The organism is Pseudomonas salicis, assembly GCF_057128705.1.
In genome coordinates this window covers 567020-586725 of sequence record NZ_JBSKHU010000005.1, presented here as the reverse complement: position 1 = coordinate 586725, position 19706 = coordinate 567020, and the positions used below count along the sequence as shown (strand labels likewise).

Here is a 19706-nt window from a genome sequence, read left to right as displayed (position 1 = left end):
TTCACACTTTCAAAGGAATTCCCCAATGTCCGCCAGTCAAGCGCTCCCTCTCCCCACCCAGCAAGGCAACGGGCTGCGTCTGGAGAACATCAGCAAACGCTTCTCCGGCGCCAGCAGCGACACCCAATTGCAGGTGCTGGACAACATTCAGCTGGACATCGCGCCCGGCGAATTCATCACCATCGTCGGCGCCAGCGGTTGCGGAAAATCGACATTGTTGCGGCTGATCCTCGGTCTGGATGAGGAGTTTGACGGACGCATTCTGCTGGACGAAAAGCCGATCAAGGGCACAGGGCTGGAGCGCGGAATCGTGTTTCAGGATCACCGTTTGTTTCCGTGGCTGACGGTTGAACAGAACGTCGCTGTAGGGTTGAAGAACGCGCCCCTGACGCCTGCGCAGAAACGCGACACTGTGCGCGAGCATATTCATCTGGTGGGCCTGCAGGACTTCACCGAGTCTTACCCGCACCAGATTTCCGGGGGCATGGCGCAACGCGTGGCCATCGCGCGCGGACTGGTGAATCGCCCGAGCGTGTTGCTGCTGGACGAGCCGTTCGGCGCGCTGGATGCCCTGACGCGCACACGCCTGCAACGTGAGCTGCAGAACATCTGGCAGCAGGAAAAGATCACCATGGTGCACGTGACCCATGACGTGGACGAGGCGGTTTACCTGGGGGATCGGGTGGTGGTCATGCAGCCGCATCCGGGGCGCATTCGGCGCATCGTCGACATCGACCTGCCCCGCCCGCGCAACCGCAGCGACGCCCGTTTCATCGCCCTGCGCGATGATGTGTTGAGTGATTTTGCGGAGTTGTCGTAGCCCTGCGCACACGCGGCTCTTTTCTGTGGGGGCGAATTCATTCGCGAGGCGGTGGTACATCCGACCCACATCTGTCGCCTGTGCTTATGTCTCGCGAATAAATTCGCTCCCACAGGTTCCGTTTACATCCGGGGCATTGGCTTGGGTAGGGAGCGTCGCAGTGACTCACACCTCATGCAACGACACCTGATTACGCCCGTTCTTCTTCGACGCATACAGCGCCTGATCGGCCCATTCGATGAGGGTCTTGTGTTCGCTGAGCGGGGTGTTCATGTCGGCAACGCCGAGGCTGATGGTGCAGCGAATCACTTCGCCTTCGTGCAGGATTTCCTGTGCTTCCACCGCCAATCGCAATCGCTCGGCAAACATCCCGCCGCCGTATTTATCGGTGTCGGGTAACAGCACCGCGTACTCTTCGCCGCCGTAACGGCCGGCGATATCGGAGTCGCGAATGTGCTCGCGAATCACATCGGCCACACGCTGAATCACCTTGTCGCCGCACTGGTGACCGTAGGTGTCGTTGACCCGCTTGAAGTGATCGATGTCGAACATCACAAGCGCCGCCGACGAGCCGTAACGCACGTGGCGGGCGTATTCCAGCCGCAACGCCTCTTCCCAATGACCCCGGTTGTACAGCCCGGTCAGCCGGTCGGTACTGGACAGCTTTTGCAGTTCGCTGTTGGCGCGCTGCAATTGCAGGCGGTTGGTCGCCACGTCGGTGACGTCGTAGATCACCAGGCACACATGAGACACTTCGCCGCTTGTGGAGCGCAGCGGGAACATCGTGGTGTTCTGGTACATGAAATCTTCTTGCCCGGTGATCGGCTGGTAGCTCTTGAAACGCACCAGGTACGGCCGCTGTTCCCAGATCGTGAACGCAGGAGTTCCCAGGGTAATCACACTGTCGATCTTGTTCTTCATCCAGTCCCGATTCACCTCCGGGAACAGCTCGAAGAACGAGCGGTTGGCGGCTTCATAGGGCAACACGCCAGAACGGTTTTCCATGAAGGTGTTCCACACCTGGACCCGGTACTCGTGATCCAGCACCACCACGCCGACGTCGATGCTCTGGGTGATGGTCAGCAGCCAATGCAGCTCTTTGATGTCGATACGATCGTTCATGAATCAGCTCATCAGGTAGGCGAGTTTGCGCGACAGCCGCTCTACCGAGTCTTCGGTGAACAACATCAACAAGTCGAAGTGAATATGGTGGCCTTCCAGGCTGTAACTGATTTCCACGGCCAGGGTTTTCTTCCAGCGTTGCTGGTTGATGCGAATCAGCTCGTCGATGCCACTCTGAGCGCCGAGCACCTGCGGATGCCCTTGGGAGAACGCGATGTCGATCTGCTCGGCAATGCCGCTCAGGCAGGCGCCGATGATGATCGACGACAGGTCCAGCAGCATTTCCTTTTCGGAATAATCACTGTCCTGGATCTTCATCAACTGCGCCATGTCGCCGATTTCCGAGTCGTGAAACATCAGCAGCGCTTCCCCGGCGATCCCCCCGCCGATGTAACCCTGACACACCGCTGTGAGCCGATCACTGGCCTGGGCGTCCGCGAGCGCCATGTGCAACTCCCCCACCTCTAGCATATTGACGTTGGGCACCGGCAGTTGCACGAACACGCCGAGCACGCGCGCCAGTAAAGCAGCGGCACGGCCCATGGCAACGTTGATGGTTTCGCGGAAGGCGTCCTGAAAGCTGATGGCTGTCTGTTCGATCTTGGGCGTAACAGCAACTGTCTTGACGGGATGATCCAGCAGCCCGAGGCGCTGGAGGGTCAGCTGTAACTCGACCGGATCGGCGGGCTTCTTGAGAAACGCGAGGGCGCCCAGTTCAAGCGTGCGGCGCACGGCTTCTTCCTGAACGTCGCCCGACACCACGATGACTTTGGCCCGAAGATTTTCCGCACGAATCGCGGCCAACGCCTGATACCCATCCATGTCCGGCATGGTCAGGTCGAGTAACACCACCTGACCCAACCCCTGGCGAATGGCTTCAAGGCCTTCATGTCCATTGGTCGCTGTCGTGACCGACACCCCCCAATCGGCAGGTAAGGCCCTGATCAGCTGTTTGCGCGCCATGTTGGAGTCGTCGCAAATCAACAAGGGAATCGTGGGCATTGCTTTTCAATCTCACGGCAAAAGAGTTTCAGGCATGGCCCGGAATATCTGTGCAACCCATCGTGTAACTCACTTATGTCCGCCGCGAGCGAATATTCGCTCAACCCGATTGTTGGCAGAGAAAGTGAGTCGAATCTTCACCCATTTCGGCAAGTAATGGCAGTATGCAATATCTGTGCTCACTGATAGTGCTTTTCATGGGATTAAGCAGCGCGATAGCGCGCGTTAATTAAATGGCGTCAATATTTACTCGCGCCATCTAACTCACGCGGTTCAACGCCACTTTTTGAAGCGCGGCCGTCACGGTTTTTTGTTCTAACTTCAAAGAGTTGGCGACAGGCGTCAGATTTCTAAGTTGCGACGCGTTCCGCGTTATTCGCCCGCCAAGGTGCGGTTCACGCCCAGGTCCTTGCCCCTACCCGGCCTCGCGCACCACGTCGTGGAGTGATATCGACCAACGTGAACCAGGACAGTGCGCACCGATGCTGACTGCCCCGAAGCACGGCCACTCGCGGTGTGAGGCGTGGGGCTCAGCTCAGTGCCCGACTCAAGTGGTCGATCAGCACATGCGCCTGGAAAGGCTTGGCCAGGAAACACAGCGCACTGCCGGTCATGGCTCGCTTGCGCACTGTTTCTTCGGGAAAAGCCGTGATGAAGAGGGTGGGAATATGAATATTCTTTGCCGTCAGGTACTCGTGGAGTTCAACACCACTCATGTTTGGCATTTGCACGTCAGTAATCAGGCAGCCGACGTTAATCAACTCAGCAGTGCTCAGGAACTCCTCGGCCGAAGAAAAGACAGCGACTTGAAAACCCAGAGAACGAACAAGACTGTCGAGGCTATCGCGAACGGCGGCGTCATCATCGACAACGGCGACCAGAGAAGAACTGGACAAACGGAGTACCTATGCCGATGTAAATCGTATGAGGAGACAAATGGGGAAACCACGTTACCCAGCCGGGCCACGTGGGTGAAGTATACAAATGTATGACCGCAATAGATCAAAGCCATTCCATGAGAGATTAAACGCGCCAAGGCGAGGGCATGTCACTTACACCCAACGCTCCGCAAGAAAGTTGGCTTCGATTCGACCTTGCATGAAGAGGTCGAAATCCGGCGCTGAGAGTGCCTTGGAATAATGATAACCCTGTGCTTCGTTGCACCCCTTCGCTGTCAATGCCGCGAGAATGGCAGCGTCTTCCACGCCCTCTGCAATCACCTTCATGTCGAAGCTGTGCCCCAGCGTAATCACCGCCTGCACGATGGCGGCATCGTGTGGGTTCTTCAGCAGACCCCGCACGAAGGACTGATCGATTTTCAGCTTGTCCACAGCAAAGCGTTTCAAATACGCCATGCTGGAATAGCCGGTGCCAAAGTCGTCGATGGACATGCGCACGCCCAACGCCTTCAGCCCCTGAACGGTTTCCAGCACCCGTGCGGAATCTTCGATCAGGATCGACTCCGTCAGCTCAAGCTCCAGCAGTTCCGGTTTCAGGCCGCTGTCATACAGCGCCCTCTGGACCTCTTGAACCATACTGCCTTGACGGAACTGGACGGCGGAGCAATTCATCGCCACCGTCAGTTCGCCGAAACCTGCCGCTTGCCACGCCACCGCTTGATGGCAGACCTCGCTCAGTAACCAGCGGCTGATCGGAAGTATCAACCCGCTGGATTCGGCCACGGGAATGAACTCGTCAGGAGCAATCGGTCCTTCGCCGGGGTGGTTCCAGCGCAACAAGGCCTCGGCCCCGATAACGGCGCCGGTTTTTAGCTCGATCTGGGGCTGGTAGTGGACCTGCAACTCTTTTTGTTCGAAGGCCTGACGCAGTTCGGTCTGGACATGCAAATAACGCAGTTCCCGCGCCCCCATGGCAGCCTCGTAGAACACCCACGTGTTACGCCCGTTGCGTTTGGCCTGCGTCAACGCGGTATCGGCGGCCTTGAGCAGTGAGCCGAAATCATGGCCATGGGCGATGTGGGATGCGATGCCCGCTGAAGCGGTCATCGACAGGTTGTAGCCCGCCAATTCGAGCGGCTGCTGAAGCGCACGCAGCATGCGCCCTACCAACTCGTTCAGGAGCATGTGGTCGTCTTCGTCCACCAGCACCAGAAACTCGTCGCCGCTGAGCCGCGCGACGGTGTCCACCGAGGGCTTGAGCGCCACAAGACGCTGGGCGAGATGCTGAATGATTGAGTCGCCCGCCACATGCCCAAGCGAATCATTGATGACCTTGAAGTGATCCAGGTCCAGATAAATCAGGGTCAACCGCTGGCCGCGCCCGCAATCCTTGATGGCGCGGTTCACCCGCTCCAGCAGGTAACGCCGATTGGGCAACCCGGTCAGATCATCGTGGTAAGCACTGTCGCGCAGTTCATCGACGACGTGCTGGCGACGAATTCGGTTGGTCCGCAAGCGCAAGGTCAGCCCGAGAATCAGCAGGTACAACGCACCACAGACCAAAGAAGAAGCAATGGCGGTGTACTTCCATCCCAGCAAATAGTCTTGCCCCGCCAGACCCACCACCAACACCAGCGGGAAATTGCCGATCCGCTTGAAGCCGTACAGCCGTCTGACCCCGTCCACCCGAGACCGCATGACGACCGTGCCCTCTCGGGCGCCCTCCGTCATGAGCCGGTCGATGTCGTCGGCAGGGTATGGAGAGACATGCGGCTTGGCCGCGGGCACACGTAACACCGCATCCGACTGATCTGCTCGACGCAACGTAATGACGCCATGAGGGCCGACGTCCAGCTGGTTGATGGCTTCGAGAATATTTTTCAGCGGCTGACTCGCCGCAATCCATCCCGTCAGCCGCTGCTGGGCGTCCAGGATGGGCACCGCCATGTACAACATTTCCCTGCGCGCATCGCTGCCCAACACCATCGACATGGCTTTCAAATCGGCAGGCGTCTTGTGCTGGAGCGAGTCGCGAAATTGCTGGGTGCACGACGGCGACGTTGAACTGCTGCCGTCGGAGTCGAACAAAAACCGCCCATCCGCCCCAAGCACATCGAAATGGCCCGCGGCCGGGAATCTGCGCACCAGCCCGCGCAACTGCCATGCCTGAACCGCCGGACTCCCCTCGGAATGAAGCGGCCCCTCATCCATGCGCGACGCGATGCTTTGCAGGCCGCTTTGCGCTTCATAGAAAGTGCCGTTCAGCCGCGACTCAAGGATGCGATTCAGGTTGCCAACGTCCGACATCGCCTGGCGCTGCGCCTGTTGGTACAGCAACCCCAGCAAACCGCAGAGCAATCCCACAATCGCCACGGCCAGCAGCACCCACGGCCACGCCTGAACGGGGTCATGGCCCGCCTTGGCCGAAGCGGGCTCGGGTTCCGGCGGGAGCAAACAGGTAATGCGTTGAGGGTTATTCGTTGCGACGAAATCGGTCATGTCACGTCGCTCATAGCGCGAAATGGGCAATCATGCCGTTGAGGTTGATGGCCAGCCGCGACAGCTCGCCGCTCGCGCTGCTGGTTTGTGTGGCACCGGCGGCAGACTGGGTCGACAGATCACGAATCGTCAGCAGGCTGCGATCCACATCCCGCGCCACCAGCGCTTGTTGCTCGGTGGCCAAGGCGATGAACAGATTGCGCTCGTTGATCTTGGAAATGGCCAGCGTGATCTGCTCCAGCGCATGCCCCGCGGCACGTGCGCGGTCCAGTGTTTGCCCGGCTTTAGCGGCGCTGCTTTGCAGCGCAGACACTGTGGCGCCGGTCCCGGACTGAATGCTCTGGATCATGGTCGCGATCTCCAGGGTCGAGGCCTGCGTGCGCCTGGCCAGCGAGCGAACTTCATCGGCGACCACCGCAAACCCGCGCCCCGCCTCCCCGGCCCTGGCCGCCTCGATGGCCGCGTTGAGCGCCAGCAGGTTGGTCTGATCGGAAATGCTGTGAATCACGCCCAGCACTGAACTGATCTGATCGGTATAGCGCGACAGACTCTCGGCCTCAGCGGAAGCTTGCAGCACCTCCTGCGCCAGCCCTTGAATCAGCGCGATGGTTTCGCTGACCTGTTCGTGGCCTTTCTGCGATTGATGATCGGACGCTTGCGACAATTCCGATGTGCTGATGGCGTTATGAGCGACTTCGTCAACAGCGCTGCTCATTTCCGTGACTGCCGTTGCTGCCTGTTCGATCTGCGCACATTGCTGCTGCAAACCCTGGGAGCTGTGGCCCATGACGGCGCTCATTTCCTCAGCTGAAGCGGCCAGTTGACTGGCCGAAACGCCGATGCCTTCGATGGTCGAGCGTAGGTGCTGTTGCATGTCGCCCATGGCCTGGAGCAGCGCGGCTGGCTCGTCCGCCCCGGCGTCATCGATGCGGCCACTCAGATCACCACGGGCGATCATCTGGGCCGCGGCCACCGCCTCCCGGATCGGCCCGACGATACTGCGAGTCAACAGCCAGGCCAACGCCACCGTAACCGCCACTGACAGCGTCAGGACCAGACCGACGATCAACTGCATATTGCCGTACAGCTCGCGGCTCTGCCGGGCAACGGCATTCGCGCCTGCTTCGTTAACCTTCACCAGTTGATCCATGTGGCGGGTCAGGTCAGCGCCCAGAGTGGCCAGCGTCGTGTTCAGACGCTCAAGTTGATCCTGATCAGGCACCTGAGCGTCGATCAGGGAAATCACCTCGTCCAATGCCGGTATGTAGCGGTCGAGCGACACCTTGATCGAATCCAGCAAAACCGCTTCATCCGGGCCCACCTGACGAGCGCGATACTCAGCCTGTTGATCGTCGAGATCCTTTTCTACGCGACGGATCGACGCCTTGCTCTTGTCACGCACCTGAGGGTCGTTCGAGCCACGAAGACGCTGCCCTTCAAGGCGCAGCGTATTGATACTCAGCGACAGCTTCTGAACCGAGATGATGCCAGGCATCCAGACGTCATTGACCCGATTAGTCGCGCTGTCCAATCTGGCCATTTGCATCAGGCTGAAGACGCCGACGAACAACATGGCCAGCGTGATGATCGCGAACCCGATCGCTGCGCGGGTTCCAATGCTGATTGTCCTCAAAAGCACGTGCGTATCCCCTTATCGTCCAGGTGCGCTTTAGGCATTGGGTTGACGAATTGATGGCGGCCTGAAAACGGATTTCCAGGAACGGCGGGGAAAATAGCACTGCTGATGAGTAATACCGATTAGCCATCAGGTTGGCCCGCTCATACTCACGTATGAGGTCATCCGTTCGGATGAAAGATCGGCATTTTGAAAGGATACGAGGGGCGGCGGCTGATGTGACTCAGGCTGCGGAAATCAGCGCGCTTCGAGGGCTTGCGACATTTTCACCAAATCGGCGAACGTCCGGGCCTGCATTTTTTTCATGGCATGCCCCCGGTGAATTTTGACCGTGATTTCGCTCAGCCCGATCTCTGCAGCGATTTGCTTGTTCATCAGTCCCGTGACGGCCAGCGCCATGACCTCCTGCTCACGAGCCGTCAGCGTTTTATGGCGAGCCTGCAACTGGCTGCTCGTCTTGCCCGCCTCGCGCCGCCTGGCGTCTTTCTGCAACGCCAGCGTCACGGCATCGAGCAAGTCCTGCTCGCGATAAGGTTTCACTAAAAAGTCCAGCGCCCCTGCCTTCATCGCTTTGACCGACATGGCGATATCGCCGTGCCCACTGACAAAGACGATGGGCAGCGGCACCTTCATTTCCGTGAGGCGCACCTGAAAATCCAGGCCGCTCTCGCCCTGCAGGCGCACATCGAGAATGAGGCAAGAAGGCACGTCTTCGAACGGGTGCTGCAGAAACTCGGCCCCGGATGCGAAGGTGTGCACCCGCATGCCCATGGACCGCAACAAACTGTCGACCCCCACCCGAATGGCAGGATCGTCGTCCACGACGAAAACGACCGGAGTGATCTCAGCCGCACTCATGAGCGAATGGGCTCACTGGCGGGGAGCGAAAAACTCAACGTCGCGCCATGCCCCAACTCACTTTCGACCCAGATGCGTCCGCCATGGGCTTCGATAATCGAACGGCATATGGACAACCCCATGCCCATCCCTTCCGGCTTGGTGGTGAAAAACGGAATGAACAAGCTGGCGAGGTTCGCGGCCGAGATACCCGGCCCGTTGTCTTGAATGCTGAGCAAAACATCGGCTTGTGGCGTAGCCGTCAAGTGCACGGCCAGCGTCCTGTTCTTGCCATGCATGCCTGCCATGGCCTGCATGGCGTTCATCAGCAGATTGATAATGACCTGCTGCAACTGCACCCGGTCCCCTTTGACTTCCACACTCCCCTGCACCGGCTTCAGGTCGAGAATCACGCGATGCCGCATGAGCTCCCTGCGCACCAGCGCGATGGATTCGACCAGGACATCCTGCAAATTCGTGGAGACATGCCGGGGGTCCGTCTTGCGTGACAAAACACGAATACGCCGGATGACTTCGCTGGCACGATGGGCCTCACCCTTGATCCGCTCAATGGCACTTCGCACCTCCGCCACATCCGGGACCTCGCGATCAAGCCAACGCAACCCGGCCTCGGCATTGGTGGTCATCGCCGACAGCGGCTGGTTGACCTCATGGGCGATAGACGCCGCCATCTCCCCCAACATCGTCACACGGGTGACGTGCGCCAACTGAGCCTGGGAGCGGTGCAGGGCTTCTTCAGCCAGTTTGGTCGCAGTGACATCCATCAACGCGCCGACGTATTCACAATCACCGGAAGCGTCATGGATCTGCTGAGCCAGCATTCGCAGGAACTTGGAGGAGCCGTCCGGCATGATCAGACGAAACTCGGTATCAACGGGGGCGTGCTGAACGTACGCCTCATGAATCAAGCCTTTGAAGCCATGAATGTCCTCGGGATGAACGCGACTGAACACGTACTCCAAGGAGGGGTTCAGCTCCTCATCCACCTGAAAAATGCGCCGCGCGCCGTCGGACCAACACATTTCGGCGCTCGGCATCTTCAAGCCAATACTGCCCGTCAGGCTCAAACGCTGAGCACCCGCGAGCAGAACTTCACTGCGGTGCAGCAAGCGAACCTGCGTTTGCAGTGCCTCTTTGGAGGCTTTGTTTTTCAGGGCCAGAAAGCCGGTGATCGCAATGGCGCAGAGGCTGACCAGGCAGCGCCCGAACGCCGGTATCAGCCACACAGTGCCGCGTGACCACTCAAGGCCATGGGTCAACAGGTAAGCAAGCAACGTCAGCGCACCACACCCGACCGTGGCAATGACGAGCCCCCTTTGAGATAACAGGTCCTCGGACATCAGGATGACGGTCACATAAAGCACGGCAATGGCGACGTCGAGCGAGCTGAGCCAGTCCGTAAGGAAAATGGCCAATGTCAGCATCACAGCGCCGGAGCGCCACAACCACACGCTGGGCGGAGGGTCCGCCCGGAGCCCTCGCATGAGGGCAGTTGGGACATTATCCATTGCGACGTTTTGCCTTGTTATGAGGTATCGGGGGCAGCGCAAATCAGCATCGCGGACGTGAAGGTGCCCACGGCCCATCCCCGTCAGGACGACGAAAGGATGGCAAATCCTGGTGAAAGTTTTGATCGGGTGCGGTCTTGGCAACGGCCTTGTATCCGACCGGACACAAATATACGCAGGAAATGCGTCAGGAGACAGGCTCGGGGAATGATCGGTTGTGAAAGGTGCGCTCAAGCGCATTTGCGGGGTTACGCGCGGGCTTGGTGGGCTCTGACTGGGTGGGCGCTGAATAAAACAAGCCCCGGCATAAATGCCAGGGCTTGTAATGGCCACATCCGTATGGCCTTCGCATGAACCTTCAATCGACCAACCGGCGACCTCCCTGGCCGCCAATCGTCCGTTCGTACGGTTCTTCGAAACGTTTTATTCGGCTTTCAGACCATCAGCCGAAACGGCTTTGACGCCTTTGATTTTCTTGGTGATCGCAACAGCGGTTTTCTTTTGCGCGTCGGTCACAGCGACGGTGGACGACAGGGAAACCACACCTTTGTTGGTCTCAACCTTGATGTCGGAGCCTGGAATACCTTTTTCAGTCAGCAGGTCAGATTTGACCTTGGTGGTGATCCAGGTATCAGAGGTCGTTTCTTTTGCCTTGGTCATTTCACCAGCGGCAACCATCATCGGAGCTTGAGTAGAGGTTTGAGCCATGGCTACGTTAGCCAGGGTCAGAGTCAGAGCAGTGGCGGTAGCAGCAGCGATAGCGAACTTCTTCATACGAGTAACTCCTGTTTTTCTCAGAATCTGCGCCAACCTCGTTGGCGGCAGGGTTACTGGTATATCGCAAGCGCTGTGCCAATCTGTGTTCAAGTATTTTTCCTATATATATCAATGGCTTGAAAATTATGAGCTCCCCGTGGATCGTGCAGATTGCCCGTTTATTAAAAGTTCCGCTTGCAAGATGCATGTTCCACCCAAGCAACAACCTGCGCTTTGCGCCATAACCTCTTAATTCCGCTCGAAAAAAAAGGGCCCCTAAGGGCCCTTTTCTACAGCATGGGGAAGCGAGCGGTTAAACGCCCGATGCCTTGGCTGCAGCGACGTCTTTGATCGACAGCTTGATGCGACCGCGGTTGTCGACGTCCAGTACCAGCACTTCGACTTCCTGGCCTTCTTTCAGCACGTCGGTGACTTTTTCAACGCGAGCATCGCTCAGCATCGAGATGTGCACCAGACCGTCTTTGCCAGGCAGGATGTTGACGAATGCGCCGAAGTCGACGATGCGCTCAACCTTACCGACGTAGATCTTGCCGATCTCTGCCTCTGCGGTGATACCCAGAACGCGCTGACGTGCTGCTTCAGCCGCTTCCTTGGTTTCGCCGAAGATTTTGATCGAGCCGTCGTCTTCGATGTCGATCGAAGCCTTGGTTTCTTCACAGATGGCACGAATGGTCGCGCCGCCTTTGCCGATGACGTCGCGGATTTTGTCGGTGTCGATCTTCATCGCGATCATGGTCGGAGCGTTTTCCGACAGCTCAGGACGCGACTGGCCGATGATCTGGTTCATCTGACCAAGGATGTTCAGGCGAGCTTCCAGGGCCTGGCCCAGGGCGATCTCCATGATCTCTTCGGTGATGCCTTTGATCTTGATGTCCATCTGCAGCGCGGTAACGCCTTTGGCGGTACCGGCCACTTTGAAGTCCATGTCGCCGAGGTGGTCTTCGTCACCCAGGATGTCGGTCAGAACAGCGAATTTCTCGCCTTCTTTAACCAGACCCATGGCGATACCGGCAACCGGTGCCTTCAGCGGAACGCCCGCGTCCATCAGAGCCAGCGAAGCGCCGCAGACCGAAGCCATGGAGCTGGAACCGTTGGACTCGGTGATTTCCGATACGACACGGATGGTGTACGGGAACGCGTCAGCAGCAGGCAGCATGGCCTGAACCGAACGACGAGCCAGACGGCCGTGACCGATTTCGCGACGACCAGCGCCACCCATGCGACCACACTCGCCCACCGAGAACGGAGGGAAGTTGTAGTGCAGCATGAACGGGTCTTTTTTCTCGCCTTCCAGGGTGTCCAGCAGCTGTGCGTCACGGGCAGCACCCAGGGTCGCTACCACCAGCGCCTGCGTTTCGCCACGGGTGAACAGTGCAGAACCGTGAGTCTTCGGCAGAACGCCGACTTCGATGTTCAGCGGACGTACGGTGCGGGTGTCGCGGCCGTCGATACGCGGTTTGCCATCAACGATGTTCTGGCGAACGGTGCGGTATTCGATCTCACCGAAAGCGGCTTTGACTTCGGAAGCCGACGGACTGCCTTCCTCAACGGCCAGCTTGGCGACAACCTGATCCTTCAACTCGCCCAGGCGAGCGTAACGGTCGGCCTTGACGGTGATGGTGTAGGCCTCGGAAATCGCAGCGCCGAACTCGGAGCGGATAGCGCCCAGCAGTGCGGTGGCTTCTGGCTGAGGAGCCCAGGTCCAGGTTGGCTTGGCAGCTTCAGCGGCCAGCTCTTTGACAGCCTTGATGACCGACTGGAATTCGTCGTGGGCGAACAGGACCGCGCCCAGCATCTGGTCTTCGGTCAGCTCTTTGGCTTCGGATTCAACCATCAGCACCGCTTCTTCGGTACCGGCAACGACCATGTCCAGGCTCGATGCTTTCAGTTGCTCGTAAGTCGGGTTCAGCAGGTAGCCGGTGCTTTCGTGGAATGCCACGCGAGCGGCGCCAATCGGGCCGTCGAACGGGATGCCGGAGATTGCGAGGGCAGCCGAAGTACCGATCATCGCAGCGATGTCCGGATCGGTTTTCTTGCTGGTGGAAACGACGGTGCAGACAACCTGCACTTCGTTCATGAAGCCTTCAGGAAACAGTGGGCGGATCGGACGGTCGATCAGACGCGACGTCAGTGTTTCTTTCTCGGAGGGACGGCCTTCACGCTTGAAGAAACCGCCAGGGATCTTGCCCGCAGCGTAGGTTTTTTCCTGGTAGTGAACGGACAGCGGGAAGAAGCCTTTGCCAGCGTCAGCTTGTTTGGCGCCGACTACAGTCACGAGTACGGTGACGTCGTCGTCAACGGTGACCAATACTGCACCAGAAGCCTGACGGGCGATGCGGCCTGTCTCCAGCGTGACGGTCGATTGACCGAATTGAAACGTCTTGATTACCGGGTTCACGGTTTCCTACCTTCTTTGTGGCTCTTGGGGGAACTGGTTTCTTGCGAATTCGTGGGCAGTGAGGGGAATCGGCCCCTGCGGCAGTCCAGGTGTACAGCCAAGCGTATAAAACATGTATCCAGATAAAACTTGAGGCTGGGAGCCTGCCATGCGCCAGCGGGAAACCCTCTGACGCACGACAGACAACCAACCTCTAGCGCAATCGCTGATTAGCGACGCAGACCCAGGCGACCGATCAGAGCGCTGTAACGGCTCAGGTCTTTGCCTTTCAGGTAGTCCAGCAGCTTACGACGCTGGTTTACCATGCGGATCAGACCACGACGGGAGTGGTGGTCTTTACCGTTGGCCTTGAAGTGACCTTGCAGTTTGTTGATGTTGGCGGTCAGCAGTGCAACTTGCACTTCTGGCGAACCAGTGTCACCAACAGCTTGCTGGTAGTCGGTTACGATCTGAGATTTTTCTTCAACGCTGAGAGCCATGAGGCAATCCTTTTATCAGGAAACCGCTCCAGAGAGACGATTTCAACAGGCCGAGAGCAAACTCTCGTATTAAAAAATGAGGCGTGACCATGCCTGTTAACAGCCACCCTTCACCGCCGTGCAGGAAACCCTGTCACAACGGGTTTCGGTCACTCTGACCGAATCAAACGACGCGGCGCAATCCGCCCGTCTTCACTCACTTCACCGATTCCGATGAAGCGTCCTTCGTGATCCTGCACCCGTACCATGCCGAACTTCGGCGCATCCGGGGCTCTGACTGGCTGACCGTGCAGCCAGTAAAACGAACTGTGCTCGGAAAATTGCAGCAGAGGCCAATCCTGCAAACCGCTGTCGGAAGGCATCAGGAAACGATCAACCGCTTCGTTGCCACCTTCGGCGTGAACCGCTTCAAGCTCTTCCAGCGTAACAGTCTGCGCCAGTGTGAACGGCCCTGCTTGCGTACGACGCAGCTCGGCAACATACGCGCCACAGCCCAGTTTTTCACCGATATCTTCCACGAGGGTGCGGATATAGGTGCCTTTGCTGCAGTCAACGGCCAGTCGCGCGGTCTCGCCTTCGCTCGCCAATAATTCCAGGCGCGCAATAGTAACAGAACGCGGTTCGCGCTCCACCACTTCCCCTGCGCGAGCCAACTTGTACAACGGCTGGCCATCACGCTTCAGGGCAGAGTACATCGGCGGTATCTGACTGATTTGCCCACGAAAATCAGGCAATACAGCTTCGATATCGGAGCGACCAACGGTCACCGGACGAGTTTGTAACACGTCGCCTTCGGCGTCCGCCGTGGTGGTGGTCTTGCCCAACTGCATCAGGGTTTCGTAACCCTTGTCGGAATCGAGCAGGTATTGGGAGAACTTGGTCGCCTCTCCGAAGCACAGTGGCAGCACGCCGGTGGCGAGGGGATCGAGGCTACCGGTGTGGCCGGCCTTTTCCGCATTGAGCAACCAGCGCACCTTCTGCAAGGCGGCGTTGGAGGTGAAACCCAGCGGCTTGTCGAGCAGGATGATGCCGCTGACGTTGCGGCGAATACGCTTGACCTGAGCCACGCCGTTATTCCTCCGAACCGTCTTGCTTGGCAGCCGGTTCGTGCTGACCGTCCTCGGCCACCGCGCGCTCGATCAACGCCGACAGGTGCGCGCCACGGGCAACGCTTTCGTCGTAGTGGAAATGCAATTGAGGCACGCTGCGCAGCTTCATTTCACGCGCCAGCTGCATGCGCAGGAAACCCGCTGCGGAATTCAAGACCTTGATGGTCTGGCTGATGTCTTCAGCGTTGTCCTGGCCCATCACGGTGATGAAGATCTTCGCGTGTCCCACATCACGGCTGACGTCGACAGCAGTGATGGTGACCAGACCTACGCGCGGGTCCTTGACTTCACGACGGATCAGTTGAGCCAGCTCGCGCTGCATCTGATCGCCGATACGTTGGGTACGGCTGTATTCTTTTGCCATGTCTTGTTACCTGTACTGACCTTCGGCAAAAGCCGTCCGGTCTGAAAGCGGCAAACGCCCGGCCTGGCAGAAGCCGGACCGGGCGTTGCGTTTAGAACCCATGACGTGCGCTGAGCATTTTCATGCGACGTTCGCCAGAGTTCCTGAAGCTCGCGATTTAGAGGCTGCGAGCCACTTGGACCTTTTCGAAGACTTCGATCTTGTCGCCGACCTTGACGTCGTTGTAGCTCTTGACGCCGATACCGCATTCCATGCCGGCACGTACTTCGGAAGCGTCATCCTTGAAGCGGCGCAGGGATTCCAGCTCGCCTTCGAAGATAACGATGTCTTCACGCAGTACACGGATCGGACGGTTACGGAACACAACGCCTTCAATGACCATGCAACCGGCGATCGCACCGAATTTCGGCGAGCGGAACACGTCGCGAACTTCGGCGATACCCAGGATGTTCTCCCGGACGTCGCTGCCAAGCATGCCGGTAAGGGCTTTCTTGACGTCTTCGATGATGTCGTAGATGACGTTGTAGTAACGCATGTCCAGACCTTCCTGCTCGACGATCTTGCGCGCGCCAGCATCAGCACGCACGTTGAAGCCGAACAGAACAGCGTTGGAAGCCAGCGCCAGGTTGGCGTCGCTTTCGGTGATACCACCGACGCCGCCGCCCACTACACGCACTTGCACTTCGTCGTTGCCCAGGCCATTCAAAGCGCCCTGCAAAGCTTCGAGGGAGCCACGGACGTCGGATTTGAGGACGATGTTGAGCGTCTTCTTCTCTTCCTGACCCATGTTCTCGAAGATGTTTTCCAGCTTGCCGGCGTGAGCACGGGCCAGCTTGACTTCGCGGAACTTGCCTTGACGGAACAGAGCCACTTCACGGGCTTTCTTCTCGTCAGCAACTACGCTCATCTCGTCGCCAGCATCCGGTGTACCGTCCAGGCCGAGAATCTCGACAGGGATGGATGGACCGGCTTCCTTGATGGATTTGCCGTTCTCGTCAAGCATGGCGCGGACACGACCGTAGTTGGAGCCAACCAGGACCATGTCGCCCTGACGCAGCGTACCGTCCTGAACCAGAACGGTGGCCACTGGACCACGGCCCTTGTCCAGACGCGATTCAACCACGACACCACGACCTGGGGCCGATGGCGTAGCGACCAGTTCAAGAACTTCAGCTTGAAGCAGAACCGCTTCCAGCAGTTCGTCGACACCCGTACCGACTTTTGCCGATACCGGTACGAATGGGGTATCACCACCCCACTCTTCGGACGTTACGCCATGAACCGACAGTTCACTGCGGATACGGTCCAGGTCAGCACCCGGCTTGTCGATCTTGTTGACCGCCACGACCAACGGAACGCCAGCTGCGACAGCATGCTGAACGGCTTCGATGGTTTGAGGCATGACACCGTCGTCGGCAGCAACCACCAGAATCACGATGTCGGTCGCCTTGGCACCACGGGCACGCATTGCGGTAAACGCGGCGTGACCCGGGGTGTCGAGGAACGTCACCATGCCACGCTCGGTTTCAACGTGGTACGCACCAATGTGCTGGGTGATACCACCGGCTTCGCCAGCGGCAACCTTGGCACGACGGATGTAGTCGAGCAGCGAGGTCTTACCGTGGTCAACGTGACCCATGACGGTCACGACCGGCGCACGAGGAACCGTTTCACCTTCGAATTTCAGGGACTCAGCCAGGGAATCTTCCAGGGCGGTATCGCTGACCAGGGTCACTTTGTGGCCCAGTTCTTCAGCGACCAGTTGGGCAGTTTCCTGATCCAGAACCTGGTTGATGGTGGCTGGCGTGCCCAGCTTGAACATGAACTTGATGATTTCAGCAGCTTTGACCGACATCTGTTGAGCGAGGTCGCCCACAGTGATGGTCTCGCCGATCTTCACTTCACGAACCACAGGACCGGTAGGGTTCTGGAAGCCGTGAGCGTTGCGCTTCTTCAGTTTCGCCTTGCCGCGACCACCACGACGGAAGCCATCGCTTTCTTCGTCGGTGGTACGTGGAGCAACGCGTGGCGCAGGCGCCTTTTCCTTGACCGAAGCACGATGCGGAGCGTTTTTGCGCTCGCCATCGCCACCGCCGCCACGACGATTGTTATCGTCGGCACGTGGTTTATCAGGGCGACGGGGCTCCTCGCGCTTGCGAATATCGGCAGCCGGTGCAGGGGCAGCGACAGGCGCTTCCTGAACAGGCTCTGCAGCCACTTGCGGAGCGGCTTCGGCCGCTGGCGCCGGAGCAGCAACAGCGTCAGCAGTTTCCTGAGTAGTAGCAGGCTGGCGGCGCGCTTCTTCTTCGGCACGCTGACGGGCTTCTTCTTCAGCCTTTTGACGCGCGGCATTTTCTACCGCACGACGCTCGTCCTGCTCGCGCTTGCGCTCGGCTTCGATTTCTTCCGGGCTACGCTGTACGAAGACTTTCTTTTTACGTACTTCAACGCTGATGCTTTTGCTGCCAGCAACGCGCAGGGTACTGGTGGTTTTACGCTGCAAAGTGATCTTGCGCGGTTCTTCCACTTTAGCCTTGTGGCCGCTTTTCAGGTGCGTCAACAGGGCTTGTTTTTCGTTATCGGTCACAACTTGCTCGGCGGCGGTGTGCGGCAGACCTGCCTCACGCATCTGCTGTAACAGGCGCTCTACCGGTGTGTCGACCGTTTTGGCCAGTTCTTTCACCGTGACTTGCGTCATGCACTTCTCTCCTCAGGCCGCATTTACTTACTCGAACCAATGGGCTCGGGCGGCCATGATCAACTTGCCGGCACGATCATCGTCAATGCCGTCGATGTCGAGCAGATCGTCAATAGACTGCTCGGCCAGGTCTTCGCGGGTAATTACGCCGCGCACCGCCAGTTCCATCGCCAAATCCTTGTCCATACCCTCAAGCGAGAGCAGGTCTTCGGCCGGATGGGCGTCTGCCAGCTTTTCCTCAGTAGCGATGGCTTTGGTCAACAAACGATCCTTGGCGCGAGCACGAAGCTCGTTGACGATGTCTTCGTCAAAGCCGTCGATGTTGAGCATTTCTTCCAACGGTACGTAGGCAATCTCTTCCAGGCTGGTGAAGCCTTCGTCCACCAGAACCTGCGCGAGCTCTTCATCGACTTCCAACTCTTCGATGAAGTTACGCAGGATGTCGCCGGTTTCCGCTTGCTGCTTGGCCTGGATGTCCGATTCGGTCATCACGTTCAGGGTCCAGCCAGTCAACTGGCTTGCCAGACGCACGTTCTGGCCGCCGCGACCAATCGCTTGGGCCAGGTTGTCCGCACCGACAGCGATGTCCATGGCGTGGGCGTCTTCATCAACGATGATCGCTGCCACTTCGGCAGGCGACATGGCGTTGATGACGAACTGCGCCGGGTTATCGTCCCAGAGCACGATATCCACACGCTCGCCGCCCAACTCGCCGGAAACAGCCTGGACACGCGAACCACGCATGCCGATGCACGCGCCTTGCGGGTCAATGCGTTTGTCCTTGGAGCGAACTGCGATTTTTGCACGCGAACCAGGATCACGGGAGGCAGCCATCACCTCGATGAGACCTTCGGCAATTTCCGGTACTTCAATCCGGAACAGCTCGATCAGCATCTCTGGCGCAGTACGCGACAGGATCAACTGAGGACCACGGTTTTCAGTGCGGATCTCTTTGAGCAATGCACGGACGCGGACACCGACGCGGAAAGTTTCCCGGGAGATGATGTCTTCACGCGCCAGCAGCGCCTCGGCATTGTTACCCAAGTCGACGATGACATTGTCACGTGTAACTTTTTTAACAGTGCCGGAAATGATTTCGCCCAGACGCTCACGATAAGCGTCCACGACTTGAGCGCGCTCGGCTTCGCGTACTTTCTGCACAATGACTTGCTTGGCAGTCTGGGCAGCGATACGGCCGAACTCGATAGACTCGATCTTTTCTTCTACGACATCGCCGACGTTCGCACCGGGGTGCGTCTCGGCAACCTTGCTCGGCCAGGTTTCGATGGCCGGATCATCAAGGTCTTCTTCTTCGACGACTGTCCAGCGACGGAACGTCTCGTAAGCGCCCGTGTGGCGATTGATTTCCACACGCAGGTCAACTTCGTCTTCAAAACGCTTTTTAGTGGCCGTGGCCAACGCGATTTCCAGCGCTTCAAAAATTACACCGGCCGGTACGCCTTTTTCATTGGATACCGACTCAACAACCAGCAGTACTTCTTTGCTCATCGTACGCCTCGCCTTTCGCAAGCCATTG

At 58.4% G+C, this 19706-nt stretch carries 15 protein-coding genes; 1 reads left to right on the top strand and 14 read right to left on the bottom strand.

Annotated features, from left to right (window positions below; translation table 11 throughout):
• Nucleotides 1-25 precede the first annotated feature (25 nt).
• Nucleotides 26-820: an ABC transporter ATP-binding protein gene (locus tag ACWKWE_RS21025; protein ID WP_166597045.1), complete on the top strand. Its 795-nt coding sequence runs from the start codon at nt 26-28 to the stop codon at nt 818-820.
• A 165-nt stretch (nt 821-985) separates the two neighbouring features.
• Here ACWKWE_RS21025 and ACWKWE_RS21020 read toward each other — a convergent pair whose 3' ends face one another.
• The 14 genes from ACWKWE_RS21020 to nusA form a co-directional block, all read right to left on the bottom strand.
• Entirely contained in the window at nt 986-1942 is a 957-nt protein-coding gene (locus tag ACWKWE_RS21020) for a sensor domain-containing diguanylate cyclase (protein WP_166597046.1), read from the bottom strand.
• Nucleotides 1943-1945: 3 nt separating this feature from the next.
• The gene (locus ACWKWE_RS21015) at nt 1946-2944 is read right to left on the bottom strand and encodes a response regulator (RefSeq protein WP_483851581.1); all 999 of its coding nucleotides are present in this window, start codon (nt 2942-2944) and stop codon (nt 1946-1948) included.
• Between the two features lie 530 nt (nt 2945-3474).
• Nucleotides 3475-3840 carry a response regulator transcription factor gene (locus ACWKWE_RS21010; protein ID WP_483851580.1) on the bottom strand — a complete coding sequence of 122 codons (366 nt, stop codon included), beginning with the start codon at nt 3838-3840 and terminating at the stop codon, nt 3475-3477.
• 156 nt (nt 3841-3996) lie between these two features.
• Entirely contained in the window at nt 3997-6342 is a 2346-nt protein-coding gene (locus tag ACWKWE_RS21005) for a putative bifunctional diguanylate cyclase/phosphodiesterase (protein ID WP_483851579.1), read from the bottom strand.
• Between the two features lie 10 nt (nt 6343-6352).
• The gene (locus ACWKWE_RS21000) at nt 6353-7981 is read right to left on the bottom strand and encodes a methyl-accepting chemotaxis protein (protein WP_483851578.1); all 1629 of its coding nucleotides are present in this window, start codon (nt 7979-7981) and stop codon (nt 6353-6355) included.
• Nucleotides 7982-8215: 234 nt separating this feature from the next.
• Complete coding sequence (locus ACWKWE_RS20995; RefSeq protein ID WP_166597051.1) at nt 8216-8836, bottom strand: response regulator transcription factor; 621 nt, start codon at nt 8834-8836, stop codon at nt 8216-8218.
• Nucleotides 8833-10260, bottom strand: coding sequence for a sensor histidine kinase (locus ACWKWE_RS20990; protein WP_483851577.1), 1428 nt, complete (start codon nt 10258-10260; stop codon nt 8833-8835). The genes ACWKWE_RS20995 and ACWKWE_RS20990 overlap by 4 nt, the downstream gene beginning before the upstream one ends.
• 507 nt (nt 10261-10767) lie before the next feature.
• On the bottom strand, nt 10768-11118 hold the full coding sequence (locus ACWKWE_RS20985; RefSeq protein ID WP_166597052.1) for a BON domain-containing protein: 351 nt from the start codon (nt 11116-11118) through the stop codon (nt 10768-10770).
• A gap of 295 nt (nt 11119-11413) precedes the next feature.
• Nucleotides 11414-13519, bottom strand: a complete 2106-nt coding sequence (gene pnp, locus ACWKWE_RS20980; protein WP_483851576.1) for a polyribonucleotide nucleotidyltransferase — start codon at nt 13517-13519, stop codon at nt 11414-11416.
• A gap of 209 nt (nt 13520-13728) precedes the next feature.
• The gene (rpsO, locus tag ACWKWE_RS20975; protein WP_166597054.1) at nt 13729-13998 is read right to left on the bottom strand and encodes a 30S ribosomal protein S15; all 270 of its coding nucleotides are present in this window, start codon (nt 13996-13998) and stop codon (nt 13729-13731) included.
• Between the two features lie 149 nt (nt 13999-14147).
• A complete protein-coding gene (gene truB / locus ACWKWE_RS20970; RefSeq protein ID WP_166597055.1) occupies nt 14148-15065 on the bottom strand; it encodes a tRNA pseudouridine(55) synthase TruB in 918 nt (305 codons plus the stop codon).
• Nucleotides 15066-15069: 4 nt separating this feature from the next.
• Complete coding sequence (rbfA, locus tag ACWKWE_RS20965) at nt 15070-15471, bottom strand: 30S ribosome-binding factor RbfA (RefSeq protein WP_166597056.1); 402 nt, start codon at nt 15469-15471, stop codon at nt 15070-15072.
• A gap of 157 nt (nt 15472-15628) precedes the next feature.
• Nucleotides 15629-18169, bottom strand: a complete 2541-nt coding sequence (gene infB, locus ACWKWE_RS20960; protein ID WP_483851575.1) for a translation initiation factor IF-2 — start codon at nt 18167-18169, stop codon at nt 15629-15631.
• A 27-nt stretch (nt 18170-18196) separates the two neighbouring features.
• Nucleotides 18197-19678 carry a transcription termination factor NusA gene (gene nusA, locus ACWKWE_RS20955; protein ID WP_166597058.1) on the bottom strand — a complete coding sequence of 494 codons (1482 nt, stop codon included), beginning with the start codon at nt 19676-19678 and terminating at the stop codon, nt 18197-18199.
• Between the last annotated feature and the right edge of the window lie 28 nt (nt 19679-19706).